Annotated in this window: 21 protein-coding genes; 15 read left to right on the top strand and 6 right to left on the bottom strand. The window is 60.3% G+C overall.

Annotation, left to right across the window (positions count from 1 at the left end; all coding sequences use genetic code 11):
- Nucleotides 1-14: 14 nt before the first annotated feature.
- The 6 genes from lysS (at nt 15) to ACYZTL_RS10040 (ending at nt 5,757) form a co-directional block, all read left to right on the top strand.
- Entirely contained in the window at nt 15-1,517 is a 1,503-nt protein-coding gene (gene lysS, locus ACYZTL_RS10065; RefSeq protein ID WP_461951659.1) for a lysine--tRNA ligase, read from the top strand.
- Between the two features lie 102 nt (nt 1,518-1,619).
- Entirely contained in the window at nt 1,620-2,336 is a 717-nt protein-coding gene (locus tag ACYZTL_RS10060) for a TetR/AcrR family transcriptional regulator (protein WP_461951658.1), read from the top strand.
- 135 nt (nt 2,337-2,471) lie between these two features.
- Entirely contained in the window at nt 2,472-3,026 is a 555-nt protein-coding gene (locus ACYZTL_RS10055; RefSeq protein ID WP_461951657.1) for a hypothetical protein, read from the top strand.
- A gap of 36 nt (nt 3,027-3,062) precedes the next feature.
- A complete protein-coding gene (locus ACYZTL_RS10050; protein ID WP_461951656.1) occupies nt 3,063-4,340 on the top strand; it encodes a flavohemoglobin expression-modulating QEGLA motif protein in 1,278 nt (425 codons plus the stop codon).
- Between the two features lie 176 nt (nt 4,341-4,516).
- Nucleotides 4,517-5,431, top strand: coding sequence for an alpha/beta hydrolase (locus ACYZTL_RS10045; RefSeq protein ID WP_461951655.1), 915 nt, complete (start codon nt 4,517-4,519; stop codon nt 5,429-5,431).
- Nucleotides 5,428-5,757, top strand: coding sequence for a hypothetical protein (locus tag ACYZTL_RS10040; RefSeq protein WP_461951654.1), 330 nt, complete (start codon nt 5,428-5,430; stop codon nt 5,755-5,757). The genes ACYZTL_RS10045 and ACYZTL_RS10040 overlap by 4 nt, the downstream gene beginning before the upstream one ends.
- Nucleotides 5,758-5,918: 161 nt before the next feature.
- Here ACYZTL_RS10040 and ACYZTL_RS10035 read toward each other — a convergent pair whose 3' ends face one another.
- Entirely contained in the window at nt 5,919-6,263 is a 345-nt protein-coding gene (locus ACYZTL_RS10035; RefSeq protein WP_461951653.1) for a pilin assembly protein, read from the bottom strand.
- 214 nt (nt 6,264-6,477) lie between these two features.
- On the opposite strand from ACYZTL_RS10035, the gene ppc reads away from it, so the two are divergent.
- The 6 genes from ppc (at nt 6,478) to ACYZTL_RS10005 (ending at nt 13,113) form a co-directional block, all read left to right on the top strand.
- Nucleotides 6,478-9,108: a phosphoenolpyruvate carboxylase gene (gene ppc, locus ACYZTL_RS10030; protein ID WP_461951652.1), complete on the top strand. Its 2,631-nt coding sequence runs from the start codon at nt 6,478-6,480 to the stop codon at nt 9,106-9,108.
- A 286-nt stretch (nt 9,109-9,394) separates the two neighbouring features.
- On the top strand, nt 9,395-10,045 hold the full coding sequence (adk, locus tag ACYZTL_RS10025) for an adenylate kinase (RefSeq protein WP_461951651.1): 651 nt from the start codon (nt 9,395-9,397) through the stop codon (nt 10,043-10,045).
- A gap of 87 nt (nt 10,046-10,132) precedes the next feature.
- The gene (gene tsaB, locus ACYZTL_RS10020) at nt 10,133-10,807 is read left to right on the top strand and encodes a tRNA (adenosine(37)-N6)-threonylcarbamoyltransferase complex dimerization subunit type 1 TsaB (protein ID WP_461951650.1); all 675 of its coding nucleotides are present in this window, start codon (nt 10,133-10,135) and stop codon (nt 10,805-10,807) included.
- Nucleotides 10,808-11,092: 285 nt separating this feature from the next.
- Nucleotides 11,093-11,398, top strand: coding sequence for a hypothetical protein (locus ACYZTL_RS10015; RefSeq protein ID WP_461951649.1), 306 nt, complete (start codon nt 11,093-11,095; stop codon nt 11,396-11,398).
- Entirely contained in the window at nt 11,398-12,258 is an 861-nt protein-coding gene (locus ACYZTL_RS10010) for a DUF72 domain-containing protein (protein WP_461951648.1), read from the top strand. Before ACYZTL_RS10015 ends, ACYZTL_RS10010 begins: the two co-directional genes overlap by 1 nt.
- 33 nt (nt 12,259-12,291) lie before the next feature.
- Entirely contained in the window at nt 12,292-13,113 is an 822-nt protein-coding gene (locus tag ACYZTL_RS10005) for an isocitrate lyase/PEP mutase family protein (protein ID WP_461951647.1), read from the top strand.
- A 78-nt stretch (nt 13,114-13,191) separates the two neighbouring features.
- On the opposite strand, the gene ACYZTL_RS10000 is transcribed toward ACYZTL_RS10005, so the two are convergent.
- Entirely contained in the window at nt 13,192-13,812 is a 621-nt protein-coding gene (locus ACYZTL_RS10000; protein ID WP_461951646.1) for an energy transducer TonB, read from the bottom strand.
- A 93-nt stretch (nt 13,813-13,905) separates the two neighbouring features.
- Here ACYZTL_RS10000 and ACYZTL_RS09995 point away from each other — a divergent pair, with 93 nt between their 5' ends.
- Complete coding sequence (locus ACYZTL_RS09995; protein ID WP_008035485.1) at nt 13,906-14,688, top strand: class I SAM-dependent methyltransferase; 783 nt, start codon at nt 13,906-13,908, stop codon at nt 14,686-14,688.
- A 120-nt stretch (nt 14,689-14,808) separates the two neighbouring features.
- On the opposite strand, the gene ACYZTL_RS09990 is transcribed toward ACYZTL_RS09995, so the two are convergent.
- Nucleotides 14,809-15,453, bottom strand: a complete 645-nt coding sequence (locus tag ACYZTL_RS09990; protein WP_461951645.1) for a TetR/AcrR family transcriptional regulator — start codon at nt 15,451-15,453, stop codon at nt 14,809-14,811.
- 94 nt (nt 15,454-15,547) lie between these two features.
- Here ACYZTL_RS09990 and ACYZTL_RS09985 point away from each other — a divergent pair, with 94 nt between their 5' ends.
- A complete protein-coding gene (locus tag ACYZTL_RS09985; protein WP_461951644.1) occupies nt 15,548-16,648 on the top strand; it encodes an efflux RND transporter periplasmic adaptor subunit in 1,101 nt (366 codons plus the stop codon).
- A gap of 6 nt (nt 16,649-16,654) precedes the next feature.
- The gene (locus ACYZTL_RS09980) at nt 16,655-19,720 is read left to right on the top strand and encodes an efflux RND transporter permease subunit (RefSeq protein WP_461951643.1); all 3,066 of its coding nucleotides are present in this window, start codon (nt 16,655-16,657) and stop codon (nt 19,718-19,720) included.
- A 565-nt stretch (nt 19,721-20,285) separates the two neighbouring features.
- Here ACYZTL_RS09980 and ACYZTL_RS09975 read toward each other — a convergent pair.
- From ACYZTL_RS09975 to plsB, 3 genes are all read right to left on the bottom strand, one after another.
- Complete coding sequence (locus ACYZTL_RS09975) at nt 20,286-20,975, bottom strand: DUF4197 domain-containing protein (protein WP_461951642.1); 690 nt, start codon at nt 20,973-20,975, stop codon at nt 20,286-20,288.
- 40 nt (nt 20,976-21,015) lie between these two features.
- On the bottom strand, nt 21,016-21,414 hold the full coding sequence (locus ACYZTL_RS09970; RefSeq protein ID WP_461951641.1) for a YbaY family lipoprotein: 399 nt from the start codon (nt 21,412-21,414) through the stop codon (nt 21,016-21,018).
- A gap of 153 nt (nt 21,415-21,567) precedes the next feature.
- Nucleotides 21,568-24,069, bottom strand: coding sequence for a glycerol-3-phosphate 1-O-acyltransferase PlsB (plsB, locus tag ACYZTL_RS09965; protein WP_461951640.1), 2,502 nt, complete (start codon nt 24,067-24,069; stop codon nt 21,568-21,570).
- Nucleotides 24,070-24,163: the final 94 nt, after the last annotated feature.

Below are 24,163 nucleotides of genomic sequence, written 5' to 3'. Positions count from 1 at the left end.
GAATATTTAAAGACATGAGCGACCTAGAACTCGACCCGCAAGCCCTGCAACAGGAAGAAAACTCCCTGATCGCCCTGCGCAAGGAAAAGCTTGCTGCCGAGCGCGCCAAGGGCAATGCCTTCCCGAACGACTTCCGCCGCGACAACTACTGCGAAGACTTGCAGAAACAGTACGCGGACAAGACCAAGGAAGAGCTCGCAGAGGCTGCAATCCCGGTCAAGGTTGCCGGTCGCATCATGCTCAACCGTGGCTCGTTCATGGTGATCCAGGACATGTCCGGTCGCATCCAGGTTTACGTCAACCGTAAAACCCTGTCCGAAGACACCCTGGCCGCGGTGAAAACCTGGGACATGGGCGACATCATCGCCGCCGAAGGCACCCTGGCCCGTTCCGGCAAGGGCGACCTGTACGTTGAAATGACCAGCGTGCGCCTGCTGACCAAATCCCTGCGCCCGCTGCCGGACAAGCACCACGGCCTGACCGACACCGAACAGCGCTACCGCCAGCGTTACGTTGACCTGATCGTCAACGAAGAAGTGCGTCAGACCTTCCGCGTGCGTTCGCAAGTCATCGCTCACATCCGCAGCTTCCTGATGAAGCGCGACTTCCTCGAAGTCGAAACGCCGATGTTGCAGACCATTCCTGGCGGCGCAGCGGCCAAGCCGTTCGAAACTCACCACAACGCGCTGGACATGGAAATGTTCCTGCGTATCGCGCCTGAGCTGTACCTCAAGCGCCTGGTTGTCGGCGGCTTCGAGAAAGTGTTCGAGATCAACCGCAACTTCCGTAACGAAGGCGTTTCGACGCGTCACAACCCTGAATTCACCATGTTGGAGTTCTACCAGGCGTACGCCGACTACGAAGACAACATGGACCTGACCGAAGAACTGTTCCGCGAGCTGGCGCAGCTGGTGCTGGGCAGCACCGACGTGCCATACGGCGACAAAGTGTTCCACTTCGGCGAACCGTTCGTGCGTCTGTCGGTGTTCGACTCGATCCTCAAGTACAACCCTGAGTTGACTGCTGATGATCTGACTGACATCGACAAGGCCCGCGCCATCGCCAAGAAGGCCGGCGCGAAAGTGCTGGGCTTCGAAGGTCTGGGCAAACTGCAGGTGATGATTTTCGAAGAACTGGTCGAGCACAAGCTGGAGCAGCCGCACTTCATTACCCAATACCCGTTCGAAGTGTCGCCGCTGGCCCGTCGTAACGATGACAACCCGAACGTCACCGACCGTTTCGAGCTGTTCATCGGTGGTCGTGAAATCGCCAACGCCTACTCCGAGTTGAACGACGCGGAAGACCAGGCCGAGCGTTTCATGGCGCAGGTGGCCGACAAGGATGCCGGCGACGACGAAGCCATGCACTACGACGCCGACTTCGTTCGCGCGCTGGAGTACGGCATGCCGCCAACGGCCGGTGAAGGGATCGGCATCGACCGTCTGGTGATGCTGCTGACCAACTCCCCGTCGATCCGCGACGTGATCCTGTTCCCGCACATGCGACCGCAAGCGTAAGTGTTTCAACTAAAAAGCCGCCGATAACAGGCGGCTTTTTATTGCCTGTCTGGTACAAACGTATCAATTGGTTACTTTTGACGTTAGAGAGGAAGACCTGTCGTGAATCGTGCAATGGCTCAAGAATGTGCAGCGGGTATCGCCACTGCGGTCGCGGAAAGTGTTCAGTACCAGGGCCGCAAGGCCAGCCGCCAGGGCAGCGAGCAGCGTCGACAGGACATTCTCGATGCGGCCATGCGCATTGTCGTGCGCGATGGCGTGCGGGCTGTGCGTCACCGTGCGGTCGCCGCCGAAGCCTGTGTGCCGTTGTCGGCCACCACGTACTATTTCAAGGACATCGATGACCTGCTCACCGATACCTTCGCCCAATACGTGGAACGCAGCGCGGCGTTCATGGCCAAGTTGTGGGTGAACAACGAAGGCCTGCTGCGCGAGATGGTCGAAAGCGGCGACGGCAGTCCCGAGTCGCGCTCGCAATTGGCGGACGATATCGCGCGGTTGATGGCGGACTATGTTCATCGGCAATTGATCAACCGCCGCGAACATTTGATGGCCGAGCAAGCGTTCCGTCAGGAAGCGTTGCTCAACCCCCGCCTGGCGGGGTTGGTGCGCTCACATCAGCAAATTCTCCTTCAGGGATCGTGTCAGCTTTTCCAGGTTTTGGGCTCCCGTGAACCACATCAAGATGCCAAAGTGTTGACGGCGATTATCGGACGGATGGAATATCAGGGCCTGCTCAACGACGCCGAGCCTGCCGCCGAAGAAGAAATGCTCGGCATCCTGACCCGCTACATGCATTTGGTGTTGGCGTCGGTGTAATCCGATCCCCAGTAGGAGCTGCCGAAGGCTGCGATCTTTTGATCTTGATCTTCTTGAAACTTCAGCAAAGCAAGATCAAAAGATCGCAGCCTGCGGCAGCTCCTACGGTCGGTGTTTGTTCATAGGGAGTGTTGAATGAAAGCCTGGCGCGTCGTTGTGATCGCCTTGTCGTTCCTGTTGCTCAGTGGCTGCCTGGTGACCTTCAAGGAGCCACTGCCCACGAGCGACCCCGCGCCCAAGGGATTGCTCGGCAAATGGACCAGCACCAACGCCTGGGGCGAGCCGATGAGTCTGGAGCTGACGCGCATCGGCGACAATCGCTATCAGGCGGTCAGCTACTTCAAGGCCAAACCCAAGGACCGCGAAGCCTATCCCTTCACCGTCTCGCGCCATGGCAGCCGCTGGTACTTGTCGGCGAAAGTGCCGGCGCAGTTCGGCGGGCACTTCACCATTGCCGGTTTCGAACTCACCGACAAGCATGAACTGGTGGTCTACAACCTCGACCTCGAGCAGATCAACCAGGCCCTGGGGCAAAAAGTCCTCAGCGGCGAAGGTTTCCAGACCGACGACGGCGACGGCGTGCTGATAAACACCAACATGGATCAGGTCTTCGCTTACCTCGATGATCCGGCCAATTCCGATGTCTTCGTCGAGGCCGTGCGCTATCAGCGCCTGGCCAAAGCCAATTAAACCCGCCACATAACGGTTTTTCTACAGGAGTTTCGGGTGGACGATTACCAGCAGTCGATACGCATTTTGTCCGATCGCATTGTGCTGGCGCAGACGCCGATTCGCGTCCTGGATGCGGTCAAATGGGACGAGAGCATTCGCAAGGGATTCCTCAAGGCCAAGGGCAAGGAAATGCCGGCGGTGGACCGCGATTACTACCTCAATCGGCCGCTGTCGTTCGATTCCAGCAAAGTGAAGCTGGAGTTCCAGAACATCGAGCGTGACATCACCCGTCAGCTCGGCCAGTTCAACCCGGTCGGCCAGATCATGCGGCGCATGTGCAAGGAATACCGCATGGTGGTGCGCATGCTCGAAGCGCGCGGCACCGAGGATTTCGGGCTGATTTCACAAGAGTTGTACGGCGCGGCGTCCGATGCGTTTCACGCGGGTGACCCGACCCTGTCCGACCTGGGCCTGATGCTCTCCGATTACCTGAACAACATCGATGGCCGTGGTGACCTGAAGGATGAGCCGAAAATCCTCACCGCCAAGGACGCCGTGAATATGTTGCAAACCCGGCTGAGCAAAGTGTTTGGCGAGGCAGAGGAAACCATTCGGGTGTTCGAGTCCGACGGCATCGTTGCCGATGCCGCAGCGGGCGCCGACTACATCAAGATCCGCACCGACGCGATGTTCAACGAGCGTGACGTGCGCGCCCTCGAAGTCCACGAAGGGCTGGTGCACGTGGGCACTACGCTCAACGGCCTGAACCAGCCGATCTGCACCTTCCTGTCCAAAGGTCCGCCCTCGTCGACGGTGACGCAGGAAGGGCTGGCGATCCTGATGGAAATCATCACCTTCGCTTCCTACCCGAGCCGCCTGCGCAAACTGACCAACCGCACCCGCGCCATTCACATGGTGGAGGAGGGCGCGGACTTCCTGCAGATCTTCGAGTTCTTCCGCGAGCAAGGCTTCGAGATGGCGGAAAGCTACGGCAACGCCAGTCGGGTTTTCCGTGGTTCGGTGCCGAACGGTCTGCCATTTACCAAAGACTTGTCCTACCTCAAGGGCTTTATCATGGTTTACAACTACATTCAGTTGGCCGTGCGTAAGGGCAAGCTTGAGCAAGTGCCGCTGCTGTTTTGTGGCAAGACCACGCTGGAAGACATGCGCACCTTGCGCCAATTGGTCGATGAAGGGTTGGTGGTGCCACCGAAGTATCTGCCTGAACAGTTCCGCGACATGAATGCGCTGTCGGCGTGGATGTGCTTCTCCAACTTCCTGAATCACCTGAGCCTGGACCGGATCGAAGCGGATTACTCAAACATTCTGTAACGACACGGACCCAATGTGGGAGCGGCGGTGCGGCGATCCGACTTGCTCGCGAAAGCGGTTTAACATTCAACATTTCTGTTGTCTGACACACCGCTTTCGCGAGCAAGTCGGATCGCCGCACCGCCGCTCCCACATTTGACCTGTGTTCCAACCCTGTTTTCGCGAGGTTTCAACGGATGAGAATCCTCGGCATCATCTTCCTTCTCCTGACCCTCGGCGGTTGCAGCTCGCTGCTGTTCTACCCCGAACCCGGCCAACTGTTCACCCCGGAAAAGGCCAAACTCGAATACCGCGACGTCACTCTCACCACCGCTGACGGCCTCAAGTTGCACGGCTGGTGGCTGCCGGCAAAAAAAGGCGTCGAGGTCAAAGGCGCGGTGCTGCACCTGCACGGCAACGGCGGCAATCTGCCGATGCATCTGGGCGGGAGCTGGTGGTTGCCGGAAGAGGGTTATCAGGTACTGCTGATCGATTATCGCGGCTACGGTTTGTCTGAAGGCGAACCGAGCCTGCCGGCGATTTATCAGGACATCGACGCTGCGTTCAAGTGGCTGGACCAGGCACCGGAAGTCAAAGGCAAACCGCTGATCCTGCTCGGCCAGAGCCTCGGAGGCTCAATGGCTGTGCATTACCTGGTTCAACACCCCGAACGCCAAAAGCAACTCAAGGCCTTTGTCCTCGACGGCGTGCCCGCCAGTTATCGCAGCATCGGCCAGTTCGCTCTGAGCCATTCCTGGCTGACCTGGGCGTTCCAGGTGCCGCTGTCGTGGCTGGTGCCGGACGGTGACAGCGCGATCCACTCCATGGAGCAGCTCAATGGCGTGCCGAAACTGATCTACCACAGCATCGACGATCCGATCGTGCCCCTTTCCAACGGCATCCGTCTGTATCAAGCTGCGCCGCCGCCGCGGGTGCTGCAACTGACCCGTGGCGGTCACGTGCAGACGTTTGCCGACCCGGTCTGGCGCAAGGTCATGCTGCGTTATCTCGATGACCCGCAGCATTTCAACGGTCTGCGCCGACTGGGTGAAATTCCCAATTACCCGGCACCCCCGAATTCAGAAGATGAACCACCAGAGAGCCCGCAATGAGTGAAGAACGTAACGCCATCCCGCTGATCATCACCGGTATCTGCAGCATCCTCGGCACAGTGGGTGCCCTGTGGTGGTACGGCTACCTGCACTTTGCCAAACCCGAAGATGCACTGCTGCTCAGCGACTTCACCATGCTCAAGACCGTGCCGGGCGAAGAGTACAAAGTCTCCCTGGAACCAGCGGCACAAGTGGCGCAGTGCATTGATGGGGTGCTGGTGATGTTCGACACCGAACAGAAAGGCCTCAGCGGCGTGTTGGTCAACAACAAGAAACAGGCCGTGCGTTGCATGGGGCAGGAGACTCCGCAGAAGCTGGAGCAGTAACCCAATCCTGCGTTCACCGAAGATCCAATGTGGGAGCGGGCTTGCTCCGGGCGGCGTTCCGACGAATGCGATATGTCAGCCAACAGAGATGTTGAATGATAAACCGCTTTCGTCGGAACGCCGCCCGGAGCAAGCCCGCTCCCACAAGTTCTGCGGCAAATTCAAAGTTTCTGCTTGTCGTTACCAGATGACAAATCATGCAAATGACGACGGGACAACGCGAGAAAACGCGGAGTCGGACCGATGTCTTCGTACAGTGGGTCGCCTTCTTCATCAGTGGCCACAACGGTCGAACCCTTCACATACGGAAAGCTCTTTTCCAGCTCTTCCAGCGCAGCGCCGATCAGTTCGCCGAGCAGTTCTTCGGGATGGCGTTTGGGATACATATCAATGATCGCCGCCAATCGGGCGGCGGCCTCCACATCCAGATGAATCGCGTAGCCGGTATCGGTCAGGCGACCCTTGGCGTTTTCTTCCCAGTGATGGGCAAGCTCGCGGATTTTCATAAAAACCTCATGACGCGCCTGCTCTTGGCAGGCCGGGTAAGTGTCCGGCAATGGCCGGCGAAAGCCGTTGTACGGCTTACTCTTCAGACTAGCTCGCGGGCCCGAGGTTTAAAGTCCCTTCGTCGTCTGCTTGTAAGAAGCGCTTTACGGCGGCACTCTTGGTGTTCAAGGCATGTCATTCCAAGACACCGGATTTTTCGCTGGAGAACGGCTGATGACCGATATTGATGCACGCTTGCGCGAGGACGTTCACCTGTTGGGTGAGCTGTTGGGCAACACCATTCGTGAGCAGTATGGGGACGGTTTTCTCGACAAGATCGAGCAGATCCGCAAAGGCGCCAAGGCTGACCGTCGCGGTTCGATGGACGCCGAACTGAGCGCCAGCCTCAATCAGTTGAGCGAAGACGAGTTGCTGCCGGTAGCGCGGGCGTTCAACCAGTTTCTCAACCTCGCCAATATCGCCGAGCAATATCAGCTGATTCACCGCCGCGAAGAATCGCAACCCGCGCCGTTCGAGGCGCGCGTATTACCCGAATTGCTCGCGCGCCTGCTTGCCGAAGGCCATGGTGCCGAGTCCCTCGCGCGGCAATTGGGACGACTGGAGATTGAACTGGTCCTGACTGCGCACCCGACCGAAGTCGCGCGCCGTACGCTGATCCAGAAATACGACGCCATCGCCGCGCAACTCGCCGCTCAGGATCATCGCGACCTGACCACCGCCGAGCGCGAGCAGATCCACGCAAAGCTACAGCGCCTGATCGCCGAAGCCTGGCACACCGAAGAAATCCGCCGCACCCGCCCGACGCCCGTGGACGAGGCGAAATGGGGCTTCGCGGTGATCGAGCATTCGCTGTGGCAAGCGATCCCGAACTATTTGCGCAAGGCCGATAAAGCCCTGCATGACGCCACCGGCCTGCATTTGCCGCTGGAGGCCGCGCCGATTCGCTTTGCGTCATGGATGGGCGGCGACCGCGACGGCAACCCCAACGTGACGGCTGTCGTGACGCGAGAAGTGTTGCTGCTGGCGCGCTGGATGGCCGCTGATTTGTACGTGCGCGATGTCGATCACCTCGCCGCCGAACTGTCGATGCAACAAGCCAGTGATGCACTGAAAGCCAAGGCCGGCGACAGCGCCGAACCGTATCGCGCCGTCCTTAAACAATTGCGTGAACGCCTGCGCGCCACCCGTAACTGGGCGCATGCCGCCTTGACGACCGCGACACCGGCGCCCGCCGATGTGTTGCAAAACAACCGCGACCTGCTCGATCCGCTGGAGCTCTGCTACCAGTCGCTGCACGAGTGCGGCATGGGCGTGATCGCCGACGGGCCGTTGCTTGATTGCCTGCGTCGTGCGGTGACGTTCGGGTTGTTCCTGGTGCGTCTCGATGTCCGGCAGGACTCCTCGCGGCACTCGGCGGCGATGACTGAAATCACCGATTACCTCGGCCTCGGTCGCTACGAAGACTGGAGCGAAGAAGAGCGCATTGCCTTCCTGATGCGCGAACTGAATAACCGTCGGCCGTTGCTGCCGGCGTACTTCAAACCGTCCGCCGACACCGCTGAAGTGCTCGCGACGTGCCGGGAAATCGCTGCCGCGCCGGGTGCCTCGCTCGGTTCGTACGTGATCTCCATGGCCGGCGCCGCTTCCGATGTGCTCGCCGTGCAACTGCTGCTCAAAGAGTCTGGCGTGTTGCGGCCGATGCGCGTGGTGCCGCTGTTCGAAACCCTCGCCGATCTGGACAACGCCGGCCCGGTGATCGAAAAACTGTTACTGCTGCCGGGTTATCGCGCGCGCCTGCAAGGCCCGCAGGAAGTGATGATCGGCTACTCCGACTCGGCCAAGGACGCCGGCACCACGGCGGCGGCCTGGGCGCAGTACCGGGCGCAGGAACGTCTGGTCGATATTTGCCGCGAGCAGCAAGTGGAGTTGCTGTTGTTCCACGGTCGCGGTGGCACCGTGGGCCGTGGCGGCGGCCCGGCGCACGCGGCGATTCTGTCGCAGCCGCCGGGATCGGTGGCGGGGCGTTTCCGCACCACCGAACAAGGGGAAATGATTCGATTCAAATTCGGCCTGCCGGACATCGCCGAGCAAAACCTCAATCTGTACCTCGCAGCTGTGCTGGAAGCGACGTTGCTGCCACCGCCACCACCGGAACCCGCCTGGCGCCATTTGATGGACGAATTGGCGGCAGACGGTGTCAGCGCCTACCGCGCCGTGGTGCGGGAAAATCCGCAATTCGTCGAGTATTTCCGTCAATCCACCCCGGAACAGGAGTTGGGACGCCTGCCTCTGGGCAGCCGCCCGGCCAAACGCCGTGCCGGCGGAATCGAAAGCCTGCGGGCGATTCCATGGATCTTCGGTTGGACCCAGACGCGCCTGATGTTGCCCGCCTGGCTCGGCTGGGAAGCGGCGCTGAGCAAGGCGCTGGAGCGTGGCGAAGGCGAGTTGCTGGGGCAGATGCGTGAGCAATGGCCGTTCTTCCGCACGCGCATCGACATGCTGGAAATGGTCCTGGCCAAGGCCGACGCCGACATCGCCCGCTCTTATGATGAGCGGTTGGTCGAGCCGGATCTGCTGCCTTTGGGTGCGCATTTACGCGACCTATTGTCGCAGGCCTGCGCGGTGGTCCTCGGGCTGACCGGTCAGTCGCAGCTACTGGCACATAGCCCAGACACCCTCGAATTCATCCGCTTGCGCAACACCTACCTCGACCCGCTTCATCTATTGCAGGCCGAGTTGCTGGCGCGTTCGCGACAGCAGGAAGTGGCACAGGGCAGCCCGGTAGAACAGGCGTTGCTGGTGTCTGTGGCGGGGATTGCCGCTGGTTTGCGAAATACCGGCTAAGGTTTTCATCGGGGGTTCCGGCACTCGACACAGGTGTTGAGTGCCGGTTCGCGCAGGACGTGAAAGTACTGCCAGGCGACAGTTAATGATGGGGTTGCGACTTGGTGTACCCGGTCGCAGGGTCACGCAAGGCGCAGGTTTCTCCGACTTTCGGCGGCTTGTGTGCGTAGGATCTGCTGTGTATCTTGATCAGCCTTTGGCCGTTTGGGCGGTCACGACCCTGATTTGAGATTGGCCCCACGAGGCGAATCCGTTGTTATCTATATAAAAATTGAGGAGCACATCGATGCGCGTCATTCTGCTGGGAGCTCCCGGGGCCGGTAAAGGTACTCAGGCAAAGTTCATCACCGAAAAGTTCGGCATCCCGCAAATATCCACTGGCGACATGCTGCGTGCTGCGGTCAAGGCCGGCACCGAACTGGGCCTGATCGCCAAGAGCGTGATGGACAGCGGTGGCCTGGTTTCCGACGACCTGATCATCAATCTGGTCAAGGAACGCATCAGCCAGGCGGATTGCGCCAACGGTTTCCTGTTCGACGGCTTCCCGCGCACCATTCCTCAGGCTGAAGCCCTGGTGAAGGCCGGCGTCGAGCTGGATCACGTGGTTGAAATCGCTGTCGATGACGAAGAAATCGTTCAGCGTATCGCCGGTCGTCGCGTTCACGAGGCCAGCGGCCGCGTGTACCACACCGTCTACAACCCGCCGAAAATTGCCGGTAAAGATGACATCACCGGTGAAGAACTGGTGCAGCGCAAGGACGACACTGAAGAAACCGTGCGTCATCGCCTGTCGGTCTACCACTCGCAGACCAAGCCGCTGGTGGAGTTCTACCAGAAGCTGTCTGCTGCCACTGACGGCAAACCGAAGTACAGCCACATTGCTGGCGTCGGCTCGGTCGAAGAGATCACCGGCAAGGTGCTCGAAGCGCTGAGCTGAAAATCGCTTCATCTTCTACGGCCCGCTTGCGGGCCGTAGTTGTTTATACTGGCGCACTTTTTTCTGACCTCTCTTACGGAAACATCGATGAGCACCTTGCTGGCCCTGGACACCGCGACTGAAGCTTGCTCCGTTGCCTTGCTGCATGACGGCAAAGTCACGAGCCATTACGAGGTGATCCCGCGCCTGCATGCGCAGAAGCTGTTGCCGATGATCCAGCAATTGCTCGCCGATGCCGGGACTACCCTGCAAGCGGTCGATGCGATTGCTTTCGGCCGTGGGCCGGGCGCGTTCACCGGCGTACGGATTGCCATCGGCGTGGTGCAGGGCCTGGCGTTTGCGCTGGATCGACCGGTGTTGCCGGTGTCGAACCTGGCAGTGCTGGCACAGCGGGCGTATCGCGAACACGGTGCGAGCCAGGTCGCGGCGGCCATCGATGCGCGGATGGATGAAGTGTATTGGGGTTGCTACCGTGAAACGGCGGGGGAGATGCGACTGGTCGGCAATGAAGCCGTATTGCCGCCGGAAGTGGCAGCGTTGCCTGCCGATGCCAGCGGCGACTGGTTTGGCGCGGGCACCGGTTGGGGGTATGCCGAGCGCATCGCCGTCAACCTGAGCGGGCAGGATGCGGGCATGTTGCCTCATGCCGAAGACCTGCTGACCCTGGCGCGATTTGCCTGGGAACGCGGTGAAGCGATCGTGGCGGATGAGGCGCAGCCGGTTTACTTGCGCGATAAAGTCGCGACGCCGAAAGCGCGTTGATTTCCTGTGGCGAGGGAGCTTGCTCCCGCTGGGCTGCGAAGCGGCCCCAAAAGTTGGCAGGTACACCGCGCAACCTGACTTACGCCTGCTTCGCAGGCGAACGGGACGGTGCGGCGTTCCGACAAGCTCCCTCGCCACAATGACTGTTCAAACGCCTGCCAATCGTCGTTTTATCCCCCCCGCTTTTAAACCTTTTCGCATTTCTGTGCTCTAGTTATCACCAAGCGGTTTGCGAAGTGGGTTGTGCGCCACTAGACTGCCATCACTGATACCGAGCATGACTTTATGCGTATAGACGGCCTTTCCTCTCAGTCCTACCCCATCAAGCGCAAGCCTCGCAAAGGGCATGTGGTTGAGGACGAATCCGTCGATATCGAGGGCGAGCTGGAGTTTCCTTCCGAAGAGCAAATGGCCGCCCGCGCCGCCAAAGCCTCCGCGCAGCGCCTGAGCAATCTCCCCGCGCGTCAACAAGACATGATTTACCACCGCGCCATGAGCAAAAGCGTCGCGATGGCCCTGGCCAGCTACCTCAGCACTGCCGGTTTGGTCGATTGGGAATCGGATGTGATGGGCCTCGACCTGTACATCTGATGCGGCTGCCTTACTACCTCGGCTGCCCGTCCTGGAGTGAAAACGCCTGGCGCGATTACCTCTATCCGCCAGACGCCAAATCCTCCGATTTTCTCAATCTGTATTCTCAAGTATTCAACGCTGTGGAAGGCAACACGACCTTCTACGCGAGCCCGGCTGCCAGCACCGTGCAGCGCTGGGCCGAGACCATGCCCGAACACTTTCGCTTCACCGCCAAATTCCCCGGCGACATCAGCCACGGTGGAGACCTGCGTGAACAACTGACCGCCACCGAAACCTTCCTGCAATTGCTCAGCCCGTTAGGCGAACGGGTGTCGCCGCTGTGGTTACAGTTGTCGAAAAGCTTCACGCCGCAACGATTGCACGAGCTGGCGGGCTTTATCGACGCGGTGGACCGGCCTCTGGCCATCGAAGTGCGACACGACGATTTCTTCGCCAAGGGTGATGCCGAGCGCTCGCTCAATCGCCTGTTGCTGGATCGCGGCGTCGAACGCATCTGCCTCGATCCGCGCGCGTTGTTCAGTTGCACGTCGACCGATCCGTCGGTGCTCCACGCCCAATCGAAGAAACCCAGGGTTCCGCCCCGTCCGGCGGCGTTCACTCAGTTCCCGCAAGTGCGCTTCATCGGCCATCCGCAACTGGAAGCCAACGATCCGTTCCTGGTGCCTTGGGTCGAAAAAATCGCCCTGTGGATCGAAGAGGGCCGCATGCCCTACATCTTCCTGCACACCGCCGATAACCTGCTGGCCGCCAAACTCGCGCAACGTTTTCACGCGAAACTGATGCTGCGTTTGCCTGGCCTGCCGCCGCTGCCTGAGCTATACAGAGAGCCCGCCGCCGAGCAACTTGGCCTGCTCTGAGGCGGATTCCCTGCCTTTTTCAGGAGCCTGCCAATGGATGCGCAAACCCTTCGAGCCCAGGCGTTCAAAGCACTGCATGAACGCGACGGGGCTTTTGTCATTCCCAACCCGTGGGACGCCGGCTCGGCGAAAATGCTCGCCAGCCTTGGCTTCGAGGCGTTGGCGACCACCAGTGCCGGTTATGCCTTTTCTAACGCACGCCCCGATGGCGCATTGACGCTGGACGATACCCTGGCGAATGTCCGGGCGATTGTCGCGGCCACGGACCTGCCGGTGGCGGTCGATCTGGAAAACGGTTTTGCCGATGATCCCGCCGAATGTGCCCAAAGCATCCTCCGAGCCGCCGCAGCAGGCGCCGTCGGTGGTTCGATCGAAGATGCCACAGGGCGCGCAGACGCTCCGATCTACTGCTTCGACCATGCGGTTGCCCGGATCGAAGCCGCCGTCGCCGCCGCGCGCAGTTTGCCATTCCCCTTCACGCTGACAGCCCGGGCCGAAAATTTCCTGCATGGCAATCCCGATCTGGACGACACGATTCGCCGCTTGCAAGCGTTCGCCGAAGCGGGCGCCGACGTGTTGTACGCGCCGGGCCTGCGCAGCGCTGAAGACGTGTTGGCGGTGGTCCGCGCCGTCGCGCCCAAACCGGTGAACGTGTTGATGTCTGGCGGGCTCAAACTGACGGTCGAGCAGTTGAGCGAATTGGGCGTCAAACGCATCAGCGTCGGGTCGGCGCTGGCCTTGGCGGCGTATGGCGAATTCTTCCGTGCGGCCCAAGAGATCAAGACCGCGGGCACCTTCAGCTTTACGTCGCGGTCGATGCCGTACGCGCAGGCCAATCAATTGTTCAAAGGCTGACAACGCCGCCCATCGCAATCATTTTCACGTGGATGTCGGGCGGTGGTGGGTGTGTCGCTGAGGGCTTGTTATTAAAAGTCAGGCGGCGATGCGCAGGTTCTGCAGAACGATCGGGCGTGCCCAGCCGATGTCGAAATCGAAGTTTTTCTGTTGTTCCGCGAGCTCTTCGGCCGGGAACGGCGGGAAGGGTTTGTCCAGCAGATCCATTTCGAATTCGGCGATCGGCAGGTGCAATGGACGCGGTTGTGGTGCCGGGCCGGCTTCTGGCACGGGTTGACCCGCGGTCAGCACGATTGGACGAACCCAGCCACTTTCGAAGTTCTGCTGCTTTTGCTGAGCAGCGATTTCTTCCGGTGGGAACGGTGGGAACGGTTTGTCGGCCAGGTCCATTTCGAACTCGGCAATCGGCAGGAACAGCGGCTCGGGAGGCTTGACCCGGGTTTCCTGCACATTGCATTCACGTTGGGAAACGATGTGCGCCAGCAGTTCGCTGCCAATCGTAGGTTCGACCGGGCTTTCGAGATCGACAGGCGGAAAATCGAGAGAAGCCGGCACGACATCGCCCGACTGATCGGCCAGGGCCTGGGCAAAGAAATCCTGCCACAGGTGACTGACGCCGCTCAGTGCTTGGGAATTTCGCAGGCCAAAATCGCCGTGGGGCGAGATGTAACCTATCGATGTGCGTTGAATGTCTGACATTTCTCTCGGTTGACGCTCAGCTCTGGCAAAATGCTCGTTAGTTTTGTTATCGGCCGTTTTTGCCGATCATTAATTTTTTGAGCGTGTTTCCCCATGATTGAGCAACCGGCGGCTTGCCGCATCCATGTCGAGGCCTTGGGCACGGCTTTTCAGCCACAGGCCGAGCAATGGGCTGAACGCCTGGGACTGCCTTTGCAGGTGGATGACGGCGAATTCGCCTTGCAGGTGGGTGAACAGGGTTTGCAACTGCAACAGCTTGGCCCGGACGCGCCGGGGCCGGTGCGGGTGGACTTCGTCGAGGGTGGCGCGGCTCATCGTCGGTTGTTCGGCGGTGGAACGGGGCAGATGATCGCCAAGGCTGTTGGCATCGCCCAGGGTGTGCGTCCGCGGGTGCTGGACGCCACGGCGGGGCTTGGCAAGGATGCATTTGTGCTCGCAAGCCTGGGCTGCGAGATGAGCCTGATCGAACGTCAGCCTCTGATCGGTGCGTTGCTTGAGGATGGCTTGGCGCGGGGCGCGGAAGATTTCGACGTGGCGTCGATTGTGGCGCGTATGCGTTTGCTCAAGGGCAACTCGATCGAGGTCATGCGCAACTGGGAAGGCGAGCCGCCGCAGGTGATCTACCTCGACCCGATGTTTCCCCACCGTGAGAAAACCGCGCTGGTGAAGAAGGAAATGCGCCTGTTCCGGCCGTTGGTGGGGGATGATCCGGATGCGCCGGCATTGCTGGAGGCTGCGTTGGCATTGGCCAGCCATCGGGTGGTGGTGAAGCGTCCGCGCAAGGCGCCGTGCATTGCGGGGCCGAAGCCGAGTCATGCGCTGGATGGCAAGTCCAGTCGGTATGATATTTATCCGAAGAAGGCGCTCAAGCCTTAAGACCGTGTCGCTCCCTTCGCGAGCAAGCCCGCTCCCACATTGGAATGCGTTCCCGTGTGGGAGCGGGCTGGCTCCGGGCGGCGTTCCGACGAAGGGGCCAGAACAGGCAACCGAAATCTATCAGGCGGTCTCTGGGCGATAAGCCCGCATAAACAACCCCACCACTTCCCGCACATGTTCCTCTGCCGCATCCCCGGTCAACGGCTCACCACAGCCATACAACAACCGAAAATTCCCCGCGCCCTTGAGCAGGCAAAAGAAATGCTCCGCCGCGTTACGAGGCTTGCCGATGCTCAACGCACCGCTCTGATCAACCTTGCTCAGCAACCGCTCCATGCCGTGCAGCACGCGCTCCGGTCCGGCCTCAAAGAAAATCTGCGAGAGCTTCGGGTCCTGGCTGCCCAGCGTCATCATCAACCGATGCAGGTTCACCGATTCATCGCTATTGATCAGGTGATGAAAACCGCGCGCGATGTTCAACAGCACCGTTTCCACTGAAATGCCGTCGGGCAATTCGAAAAACAGCGTAGGCAATTGTTCTTCGCACTTGGCGACCACGGCAGCGGAGAACAGTGTCTCCTTGTCGTTGAAATGGCTGTAGACGGTCAGCTTCGACACGCCAGCCTCGGCCGCGACGGCGTCCATGCTGGTGCTCGCATAGCCATTGTTCAGGAACAGAATTTTCGCCGCATCGAGGATCGCCTGGCGCTTGGCCAGATCCTTGGGGCGGCCCGGACCATTGGGTGCTGAAAGATTGTTCGCCATTATTCGTTTTTAATACTGGACTGGTGAGTTTGCTATTAATACCATACTGGTCAGTATAATTATTCCAAGCACCATTAGCGAAAGGTCCTTCACCATGTTCCGCTATGCCTTGCCCCTCGCATTGCCAGTCAGTCTGGCGTTTTTATTGTCTGCGTGTGGTCACGAGGAGGCGCCGCAAGTCACCGTTCGACCGGCCATGGTCGTACAGCCAGAGCCTTCGGCCCAGGCGATGGAAAGCTATCCCGGCGAAGTCCGTGCTCGCTACGAGCCGGACCTGGCCTTTCGCATTGGCGGCAAAGTCAGCCGACGACTGGTCGAAGAAGGGCAACGGGTGAAGGCTGACCAGCCTTTGGCGGAACTCGATCCCCAGGACGTGCGCCTGCAACTGGAAGCTACCCGCGCCCAGGTCGCGGCTGCCGAAGCCAATCTCAATCTCGTACGCGCCGAGCGTGATCGCTACAAGACCCTGATGGACCGTCAGATGGTCAGCCGTTCCCAGTACGACAATTCCGAAAACCTCTACAGATCCGGTGAAGCGCGCCTGAAGCAGATCAAGGCCGAATTCAACGTCTCCACCAATCAGGCCAGCTATGCGGTGCTGCGCGCACCTCAGGACGGCGTAGTGGCCAAACGCGCGGTGGAAGTCGGGCAAGTCGTCGCCGCCGGTCAAACCGTGTTTACCCTCGCCACCGATGGCGAGCGCGAAGTGTTGATCAGCCTGCCGGAGCAGAGCTTCGGTCGTTTCAAGGTCGGTCAGCCGGTGTCGGTGGAACTCTGGACCCAACCCGATCAACGGTTCGCCGGACGCATCCGTGAGCTGTCACCTGCCGCCGATCCAAAGTCCCGCACCTTCGCCGCCCGCATTGCGTTTACGGCCGGCAAAGTCCCGGCCGAGCTCGGCCAGAGCGCCCGGGTGTCCATCCAGAGCGCCGACGTGGTGGCGCTGTCGGTGCCGCTGTCGGCCCTCACCGCCGAAAACGGGGCCACCTACGTTTGGGTCCTTGGCGCCAACAACACCTTGAAAAAAGCCCCGGTCCGGGTCGGTGCGTTCGGCGAGAAAACCGTGCCGGTGCTCGAAGGCCTGAACGCCAGTGACTGGGTGGTGGCCGCCGGTGTCCATGTGCTTCATGACGGGCAGCAGGTGCGCCCGGTGGATCGCTCCAACCGCGTGGTCAATCTGGCGGACAAGGAGTAATCCCCGATGGGTTTCAATCTTTCCGAATGGGCGCTGCGTAATCGCCAGATCGTACTGTTCCTGATGCTGTTGCTGGCGATCGTCGGCGCACTTTCCTACACCAAGCTCGGCCAGAGCGAAGACCCGCCGTTCACCTTCAAGGCCATGGTCATCCGCACCAATTGGCCGGGAGCTACCGCCGAGGAAGTGTCGCGCCAGGTCAGCGAACGTATCGAAAAGAAGCTGATGGAAACCGGCGAGTACGAGCGCATCGTCTCGTTCTCTCGACCGGGTGAATCCCAGGTGACGTTCGTTGCGCGTGACTCCATGCACTCGGTGGAGATTCCGGACCTCTGGTATCAGGTTCGCAAGAAGATCAGCGACATTCGTCATACCTTGCCACCGGGCATTCAGGGACCTTTTTTCAACGATGAATTTGGCACCACGTTCGGCAATATCTATGCGCTGACTGGCGACGGTTTTGATTACGCAGTGCTCAAGGACTACGCCGACCGCATCCAGATCCAGCTGCAACGGGTCAAGGATGTGGGCAAGGTCGACCTGCTCGGGTTGCAGGACGAGAAGATCTGGATCGAACTCTCCAACGTCAAACTCGCCACCCTAGGCTTGCCGTTGACGGCGGTGCAGCAGGCGCTTGAAGAGCAGAACGCGATGTCCACGGCTGGCTTCTTCGAAACCACCAGCGAGCGATTGCAGCTACGGGTTACGGGGAATTTTCAGACGGTCGAAGAGATCAAGAACTTCCCGATCCGGGTTGGTGATCGTACGTTCCGTATCTCCGATGTCGCGAACGTTCGTCGTGGTTTCAACGATCCACCGGCGCCACGCATGCGCTTCATGGCCGAAAACGCCATCGGTCTGGCTGTGGCGATGAAGGACGGCGGCGACATTCTGGTGCTCGGCAAGGCGCTGGAAATCGAGTTCGCCCGAATCCAGAAAAACCTCCCGGCGGGCATGCAGCTGCGCAAGGTCTCCGACCAGCCGGCCGCGGTAAAAACCAGCGTGGGTGAATTCGTTCAGGTGTTGGTGGAAGCGCTGGCGATTGTGTTGCTGGTGAGCTTCTTCTCCCTCGGCGTGCGCACCGGCATGGTGGTCGCGCTGGCCATTCCGCTGGTGTTGGCCATGACCTTCGCCTGCATGTATTACTTCGGTATCGGCCTGCACAAGATTTCCCTCGGCGCGCTGGTGCTGGCGCTGGGCTTGCTGGTGGACGACGCAATCATCGCCGTGGAAATGATGGCGATCAAAATGGAGCAGGGCTTCGACCGGATCAAGGCGGCCAGTTACGCCTGGACCAGCACCGCATTCCCGATGCTCACTGGCACGTTGATCACCGCTGCCGGTTTCCTGCCGATTGCCACTGCGCAATCGGGGACTGGCGAATACACCCGTTCGATTTTCCAGGTGGTGACCATCGCGCTGCTGGCATCGTGGGTTGCGGCCGTGGTTTTCGTGCCGTACCTGGGGGAAAAACTCCTGCCGGATCTGGCGAAAATTCATGCTGCCAAACACGGCACTGATCAGCCTGATCCGTACGGCACGCCTTTTTATGAGCGTGTCCGGCGCCTGGTGGAGTGGTGCGTGCGCTGGCGCAAGACGGTGATCACGCTGACGGTGTTGTTGTTCATTGCCTCCATCGTGTTGTTCCGTTTTGTGCCGCAGCAATTCTTCCCGGCCTCGGGGCGACTGGAATTGATGGTCGATCTGAAACTGGCCGAAGGCGCTTCGCTGAGCAACACCGCCGACGAAGTCAAACGGCTTGAGAGCTTATTGAAGGATCACGTCGGCATCGACAGTTACGTGGCTTACGTCGGCACCGGTTCGCCGCGTTTTTACCTGCCGCTGGATCAGCAACTGCCTGCCGCGAGCTTCGCTCAGTTCGTCGTCCTGTCCAAGACCATCGAGGACCGCGAACCATTGCGTGCGTGGCTGATCGAAACCCTCAACGAACAATTCCCGGCCCTGCGCTCAAGGGTGACGCGCCTGGAAAACGGTCCGCCGGTTGGCTATCCGGTGCAGTTCCGGGTCACCGGCGAGCACATCGAGCAAGTCCGCGCCCTGGCCCGCAAAGTGGCGGCCAAGGTTCGCGAAAATCCCCATGTGGCCAACGTTCACCTGGACTGGGAAGAGCCGAGCAAAGTGGTGTACCTGAACGTCGATCAGGACCGTGCCCGAGCGCTGGGTGTCAGCACGGCGAACCTGTCGAAGTTTCTGCAAAGCTCACTCACCGGGGCCAGCGTCAGCCAGTACCGCGAGGACAACGAGTTGATCGAAATCCTCCTGCGCGGCACGTTGCATGAACGCACTGAACTGTCGTTGCTGCCAAGCCTGGCGGTGCCGACCGACAACGGTCGCAGCGTAGCGCTGTCGCAAATCGCGACGCTGGAATACGGCTTTGAAGAAGGCATCATCTGGCACCGCAACCGCTTGCCGAACGTGACGATTCGCGCCGACATCTACGGCAAGGAACAACCGGCGACGCTGGTGCAGCAGATCATGCCGACGCTCGATCCGATCCGCGCGGAACTGCCCGACGGTTACTTGCTGGACGTCGGCGGGACGGTGGAGGACTCGGCTCGTGGTCAGAACTCGGTGAAGGCCGGTGTGCCGCTGTTCATCGTGGTGGTGTTGACGTTGCTGATGCTGCAACTGCGCAGTTTCTCACGCACGGTGATGGTGTTTCTGACCGCGCCTTTGGGATTGATCGGCGTGACCCTGTTCTTGATGGTGTTCCGCCAGCCGTTTGGTTTTGTGGCCATGCTCGGGACCATCGCGCTGTCCGGGATGATTATGCGTAACTCGGTGATTCTGGTGGATCAGATCGAGCAGGACATCGCGGCCGGGCTCAAACCCTGGCAGGCGATCATCGAGGCCACGGTGCGTCGTTTCCGGCCGATCGTGCTGACCGCGCTTGCCGCCGTATTAGCGATGATCCCGCTGTCACGCAGCGTGTTCTTCGGGCCGATGGCGGTGGCGATCATGGGTGGCTTGATTGTGGCGACGGCGTTGACGTTGCTGTTTTTGCCGGCTCTGTATGCGGCGTGGTTCCGCATCAAAAAAGAACCGGTTTGATGGGTAACCTTGGCGGCTTTCGGGCCGACCAGGTTCCTGGTGTTTGAGTACATACCCATTTCTGCGGTAACGGCCGCTTATGGTTTCGCCCTTACGGCGAGTCCCTTTTGGCAAACGCCCCAAAAGGAACCAAAAGGTCTCGCCCCAGCGTCCGGCCCCTCGCCAAGGCTCGGCGTTCCCTCGTTCCGGTCCTGCTCCGTGGGCCCGCCGCCATCGGCCATCCATGGCCGGGGGCGGCTAGCCCGGCATCCATGCCGGGCTGCCCACTGCGCAGAACCTCCACTCGGCCTCCCGAAGGGGCGGGTAGATCAAGATCAAGAACTGCAGGCGAGCTAACGCTCGGCCTGTTGAGTGGTTAAAAGCGGGTGGGTGTACGCCAGTTTGCTTTTGTAGGAGCCGGCTTGCTGGCGATGGCGGCCTGACAGCCGACCTGTTCTAGCGGATGTACCCCGAACCATTGTGGGAGCGGGCTTGCTCGCGAATGCGGTGGGTCAGTCAACGTTCATGTCGACTGACACACCATATTCGCGAGCAAGCCCGCTCCCACAGGGTTTTGTGTCGAGGCTCAGAGCGTACCAAACACCTTCTTCGCCAGACTGGTCGCTGCAGCGGCCGGGTTCTGGCGGATGGTTTCTTCCTGTTTGCCGATCATTTCGAACAAGCCGTTCAGTGCCTGCTCGGTCACGTAGCTTTCGATGTTGGCATTTTTTGTATCAATCACGCCCATGGTCGCAGCTTGGCCGGCAAACGAGTTGTACTGCTTCGCCAGGCCAACCTGGTCGGTGGCTTGCTTGACGATTGGCAGGAACTTGGCGCGGATCTGTTCGCGGCTGGTTTTGTTCAGGTATTGGGTGGCCGAATCGTTGCCACCACTGAGGATGCCCTTGGCATCTTCAACGGACATTTTCTTCACGGCGTCCACGAGGATTGGCTGGGCCTGGGTCACAGCGGTTTCCGCCGCTTTGTTCATGCTGGTTTCCAGTTGATCGACCTGGTCGCCCATGCCGAACTGTTTCATTTTGCTGGCGACCTTGCCCAGTTTGCCCGGCAGTTGGATTTTCACGTCCGGGTTGTTGCTGAACCCGCCCGGTGTGCCGAGTTGTTTCACGGCCAGTTGCGCGCCTTGGGTCAGGGCATCCTTGAGGCCGCCGGTGGCGTCTTTTTGCGACAGGTCGCTGAGCGACAGCGCCATGGCGCTGGCGGAAATCATCAAGCCTGCGCAGAGGCCGGCGAAGCGAAGGGTAGGGCGGAACATGGCGGCTTCCTTGTTCGGAAAAAAGTGAGCAAAAAGAGAATTAGCGGACAGCGTCGACGCGGATCTTCAGTGGCTGCGGATCACTGCCATCCAGTTGCACGGCGTGATGTTCGGTGGTGATGAACATCAGTTTGCCATTCACCTCGATTCGCGCGCTAACCGAATAACGGTGGCCCGGTTTGACCTGCGCCGGATCGTAACTCAGATGGAATGGCCGCGGCACCTGACCTTTGACGGGGCCTTTCTGCTCGTCGAGTACCACGGCAGGGGCGTCGGCCAGCGAAACGTCCTGCAGGCTGACGCTCAAGGTGGCGGTCGGCGGCAGGGCGATGCGTTGCAGGTAGAAGACTTCGCCATCGAGGCTGGTTTTGGCAGCAGGTTGCATCGACTGACAGGCTCCCAGCAATGCGGCCATGGCCAATAGAGAGAGTTTTTTCATCGCAGATCTCCAATCTAATGTGGGAGCGAGCCTGTGGCGAGGGAGCTTGCTCCCGCTGGGTCGCGAAGCGGCCCCAAAAGCTTTGCGACTGCTTTGCAGCCGAGCGGGAGCAAGCTCCCTCGCCACACAGGCTCGCTCCCACAGGGTTTTGCGTTAGTTCTCGGGCTGTGTGGCGACCAGATCCGCCGCATCTTCGCTGCGATGCAACGCCACCTGACGGATCGACAGGCGAATCTCCGCCGGCAATACGCGTTTGGCCGCGCCTTCGGCCAGTTCGCCGAGCAGTTCGTGATAGCTCAACTTGCCGGCTTCGTCACGCTTGAGCACGTCGAGGTCTAGCAGGGTCTGGATGAAGTGGCGGAACAGGCTCTTGTCGAAAAACTCCGGGGCGTTCAGGCCATGCAGGATCGACAGGCGCTGGGCCATCACCGTGCACAGGTCCTCCAGTTCTTCGGCGCTGATGCTGTTCTGGCCGCTGTTGAGCAGCAGGGAAACGGTCATGTAGAAGCGTTGCAAGGTCTGGGCGATGCTTTTCGACAGCAGCGTCAGCAGCACGAAATGCCGCGAACTCGGCGCTGGACGCAGGTAGACGTCGTTCTCGAAACGCAGCAGGCCTTGCTCGACGAACGCTTCGAGCCATTGATCGATTACCGCATCCAGTTCGTCCAGCGACCAGCGTATGAACAGCTCCGATTGCAGGTACGGATACAGCGCGCGGGCGTAGCGCAGGATCTGCTCGCGGCTCATGCGCGAAGCGCTCTGGAAGAAACTCGCGAGCAACGCCGGCAACGCGAAAATGTGCAGCACGTTGTTGCGGTAGTAAGTCATCAGAACGGCGTTTTGCTCGTCCAGGTACAGAATCTTGCCGAGCGCATCACTCTGTTCGGACAGCAGATCCATATCCTTCACGTGCTCGATCAGCGCGCGCCCGTCACCTTCCGGCAACGTGGTGTGCGGGGAGTACGGAACCTTGCGCAGCAGTGCCAGATACAGATCCAGCACCCGCGCCATGGCGCGATCGTCCAGCGCCAAACGACTGGTGGACAGCAATGCCAACGCCACCAGGTTGACCGGATTGATCGCCGCCGCTTCGTTCAGGTGCTGCGCGACTTTCTCGCCGAGGCGGTTGGTGGTTTCGTTGAGCCACGCCGGTTTGAACTGCGGGCCGAGTTCCTGCTTGCGCCAGTCCGGCTGTTCGCTGTCGAGGAATTCCGCGAGTTTGATCGGCTCGCCGAAGTTCACCGCCACCTGGCCGAAACGCTGCTTCAGGGCGCCGATGACTTTGAAGATGTCGAAGATCGATTCTTTTTTCTTGGTCGCGCCACGCAGTTCGCCGAGGTAAGTCCGGCCTTCCAGCACGCGCTCGTAACCGATGTACACCGGGATGAAGACGATCGGCATGCGCGACGAACGCAGGAAGCTGCGCAGGGTGATCGCGAGCATCCCGGTTTTCGGTTGCAGCATGCGCCCGGTGCGCGAGCGGCCGCCCTCGACGAAGTACTCGACCGGGAAGCCTTTGGTGAACAGCGTGTGCAGGTATTCGTTGAACACCGAGGTGTACAGCGGGTTGCCCTTGAAGGTGCGACGCATGAAGAACGCGCCGCCACGACGCAGCAGGCCGCCGATCCCCGGCATGTTGAGATTGATCCCGGCGGCGATGTGCGGCGGAGTCAGGCCGTTGCGAAACAGCAGGTAGGACAGCAGCAGGTAGTCGATGTGGCTGCGGTGGCAGGGTACGTAGATCACTTCGTAACCCGGGGCGACCTTCTGCACGCCTTCGATGTTGTTGACCTTTATACCGTCGTAGATCTTGTTCCAGAACCAGCTCAGCACCACTTCCATAAAGCGGATCGCGGTGTAGGTGTAGTCCGAGGCGATCTCGTTGCCGTAGCGCAGGGCCTGGGCTTTGGCTTTTTCCGGGGAGAAGTTTTCGCGCTCGGCTTCGTCGAGGATCGCCTGCTTGACCAGCGGCTGATTGAGCAGGCCTTTGACCAGGTTGCGGCGGTGGGAAATGTCCGGGCCGATCACTGCGGCTTTGAGGTTGCGGAAGTGCACCCGCAGAATCCGCTGGGCCATGCGCACGGTGCGTTCGTGGCCCTTGTCGTGCTCGATCAGTTCGCGCAGGTGGATCGGCGCGGAGAACTGCACGCGGGTCTTGCGCCCAAGCACGACGATGCTGAGCAAGCGGCGCAGACGCCCGGTGACCGCCCAGCTGTCGGCGAAGAGCAGTTTCCACGGGCTCGATTCGCTGTCCGGCGACTGGCCCCAGAACACGCTGACCGGAATGATCTGCGCGTCTTCGGCAGCGTTCTGGCTCAGGGCGCTGACCAGGCGGGTCAGGGTGGGCGGCGCACCGCGTTTGTCCTGACGGCCAAGCCAGTCGGGCTCCGGCGTCAGGTAAAAGAACGCGGCGGGTTCCAACAGGTTACCCACCGACACCGGCAGTATCGGGCGGGGCAGGCCGGCTTTGCTGCACTCGGTGTCGACCACGGCGAGGTCAGTCAGCGAAGGATTTTGCAGGACGTAGAACACCGGACGACTGCGGTCGAGGTTGAGGGTGAACGACGACTGATTGATTGTCTCGGAGCGAACCCAGAGATAGAGCAGTCGGCGCAGGGTGCCAAACACAAGACGGCGGAACGGGGAACGGGTCATACGGCATCTGCATGAGTGAATAAAACCGAGCAAATGCTCGGGCGCGCGATAGTGTGCCGGATTCGCCGAAAATCGGCAAAAAAGCGCGCAAGTA

The sequence above is a fragment of the Pseudomonas sp. LB3P81 genome, from assembly GCF_054897965.1.
This window is presented reverse-complemented; position numbering and strand designations above follow the sequence as displayed.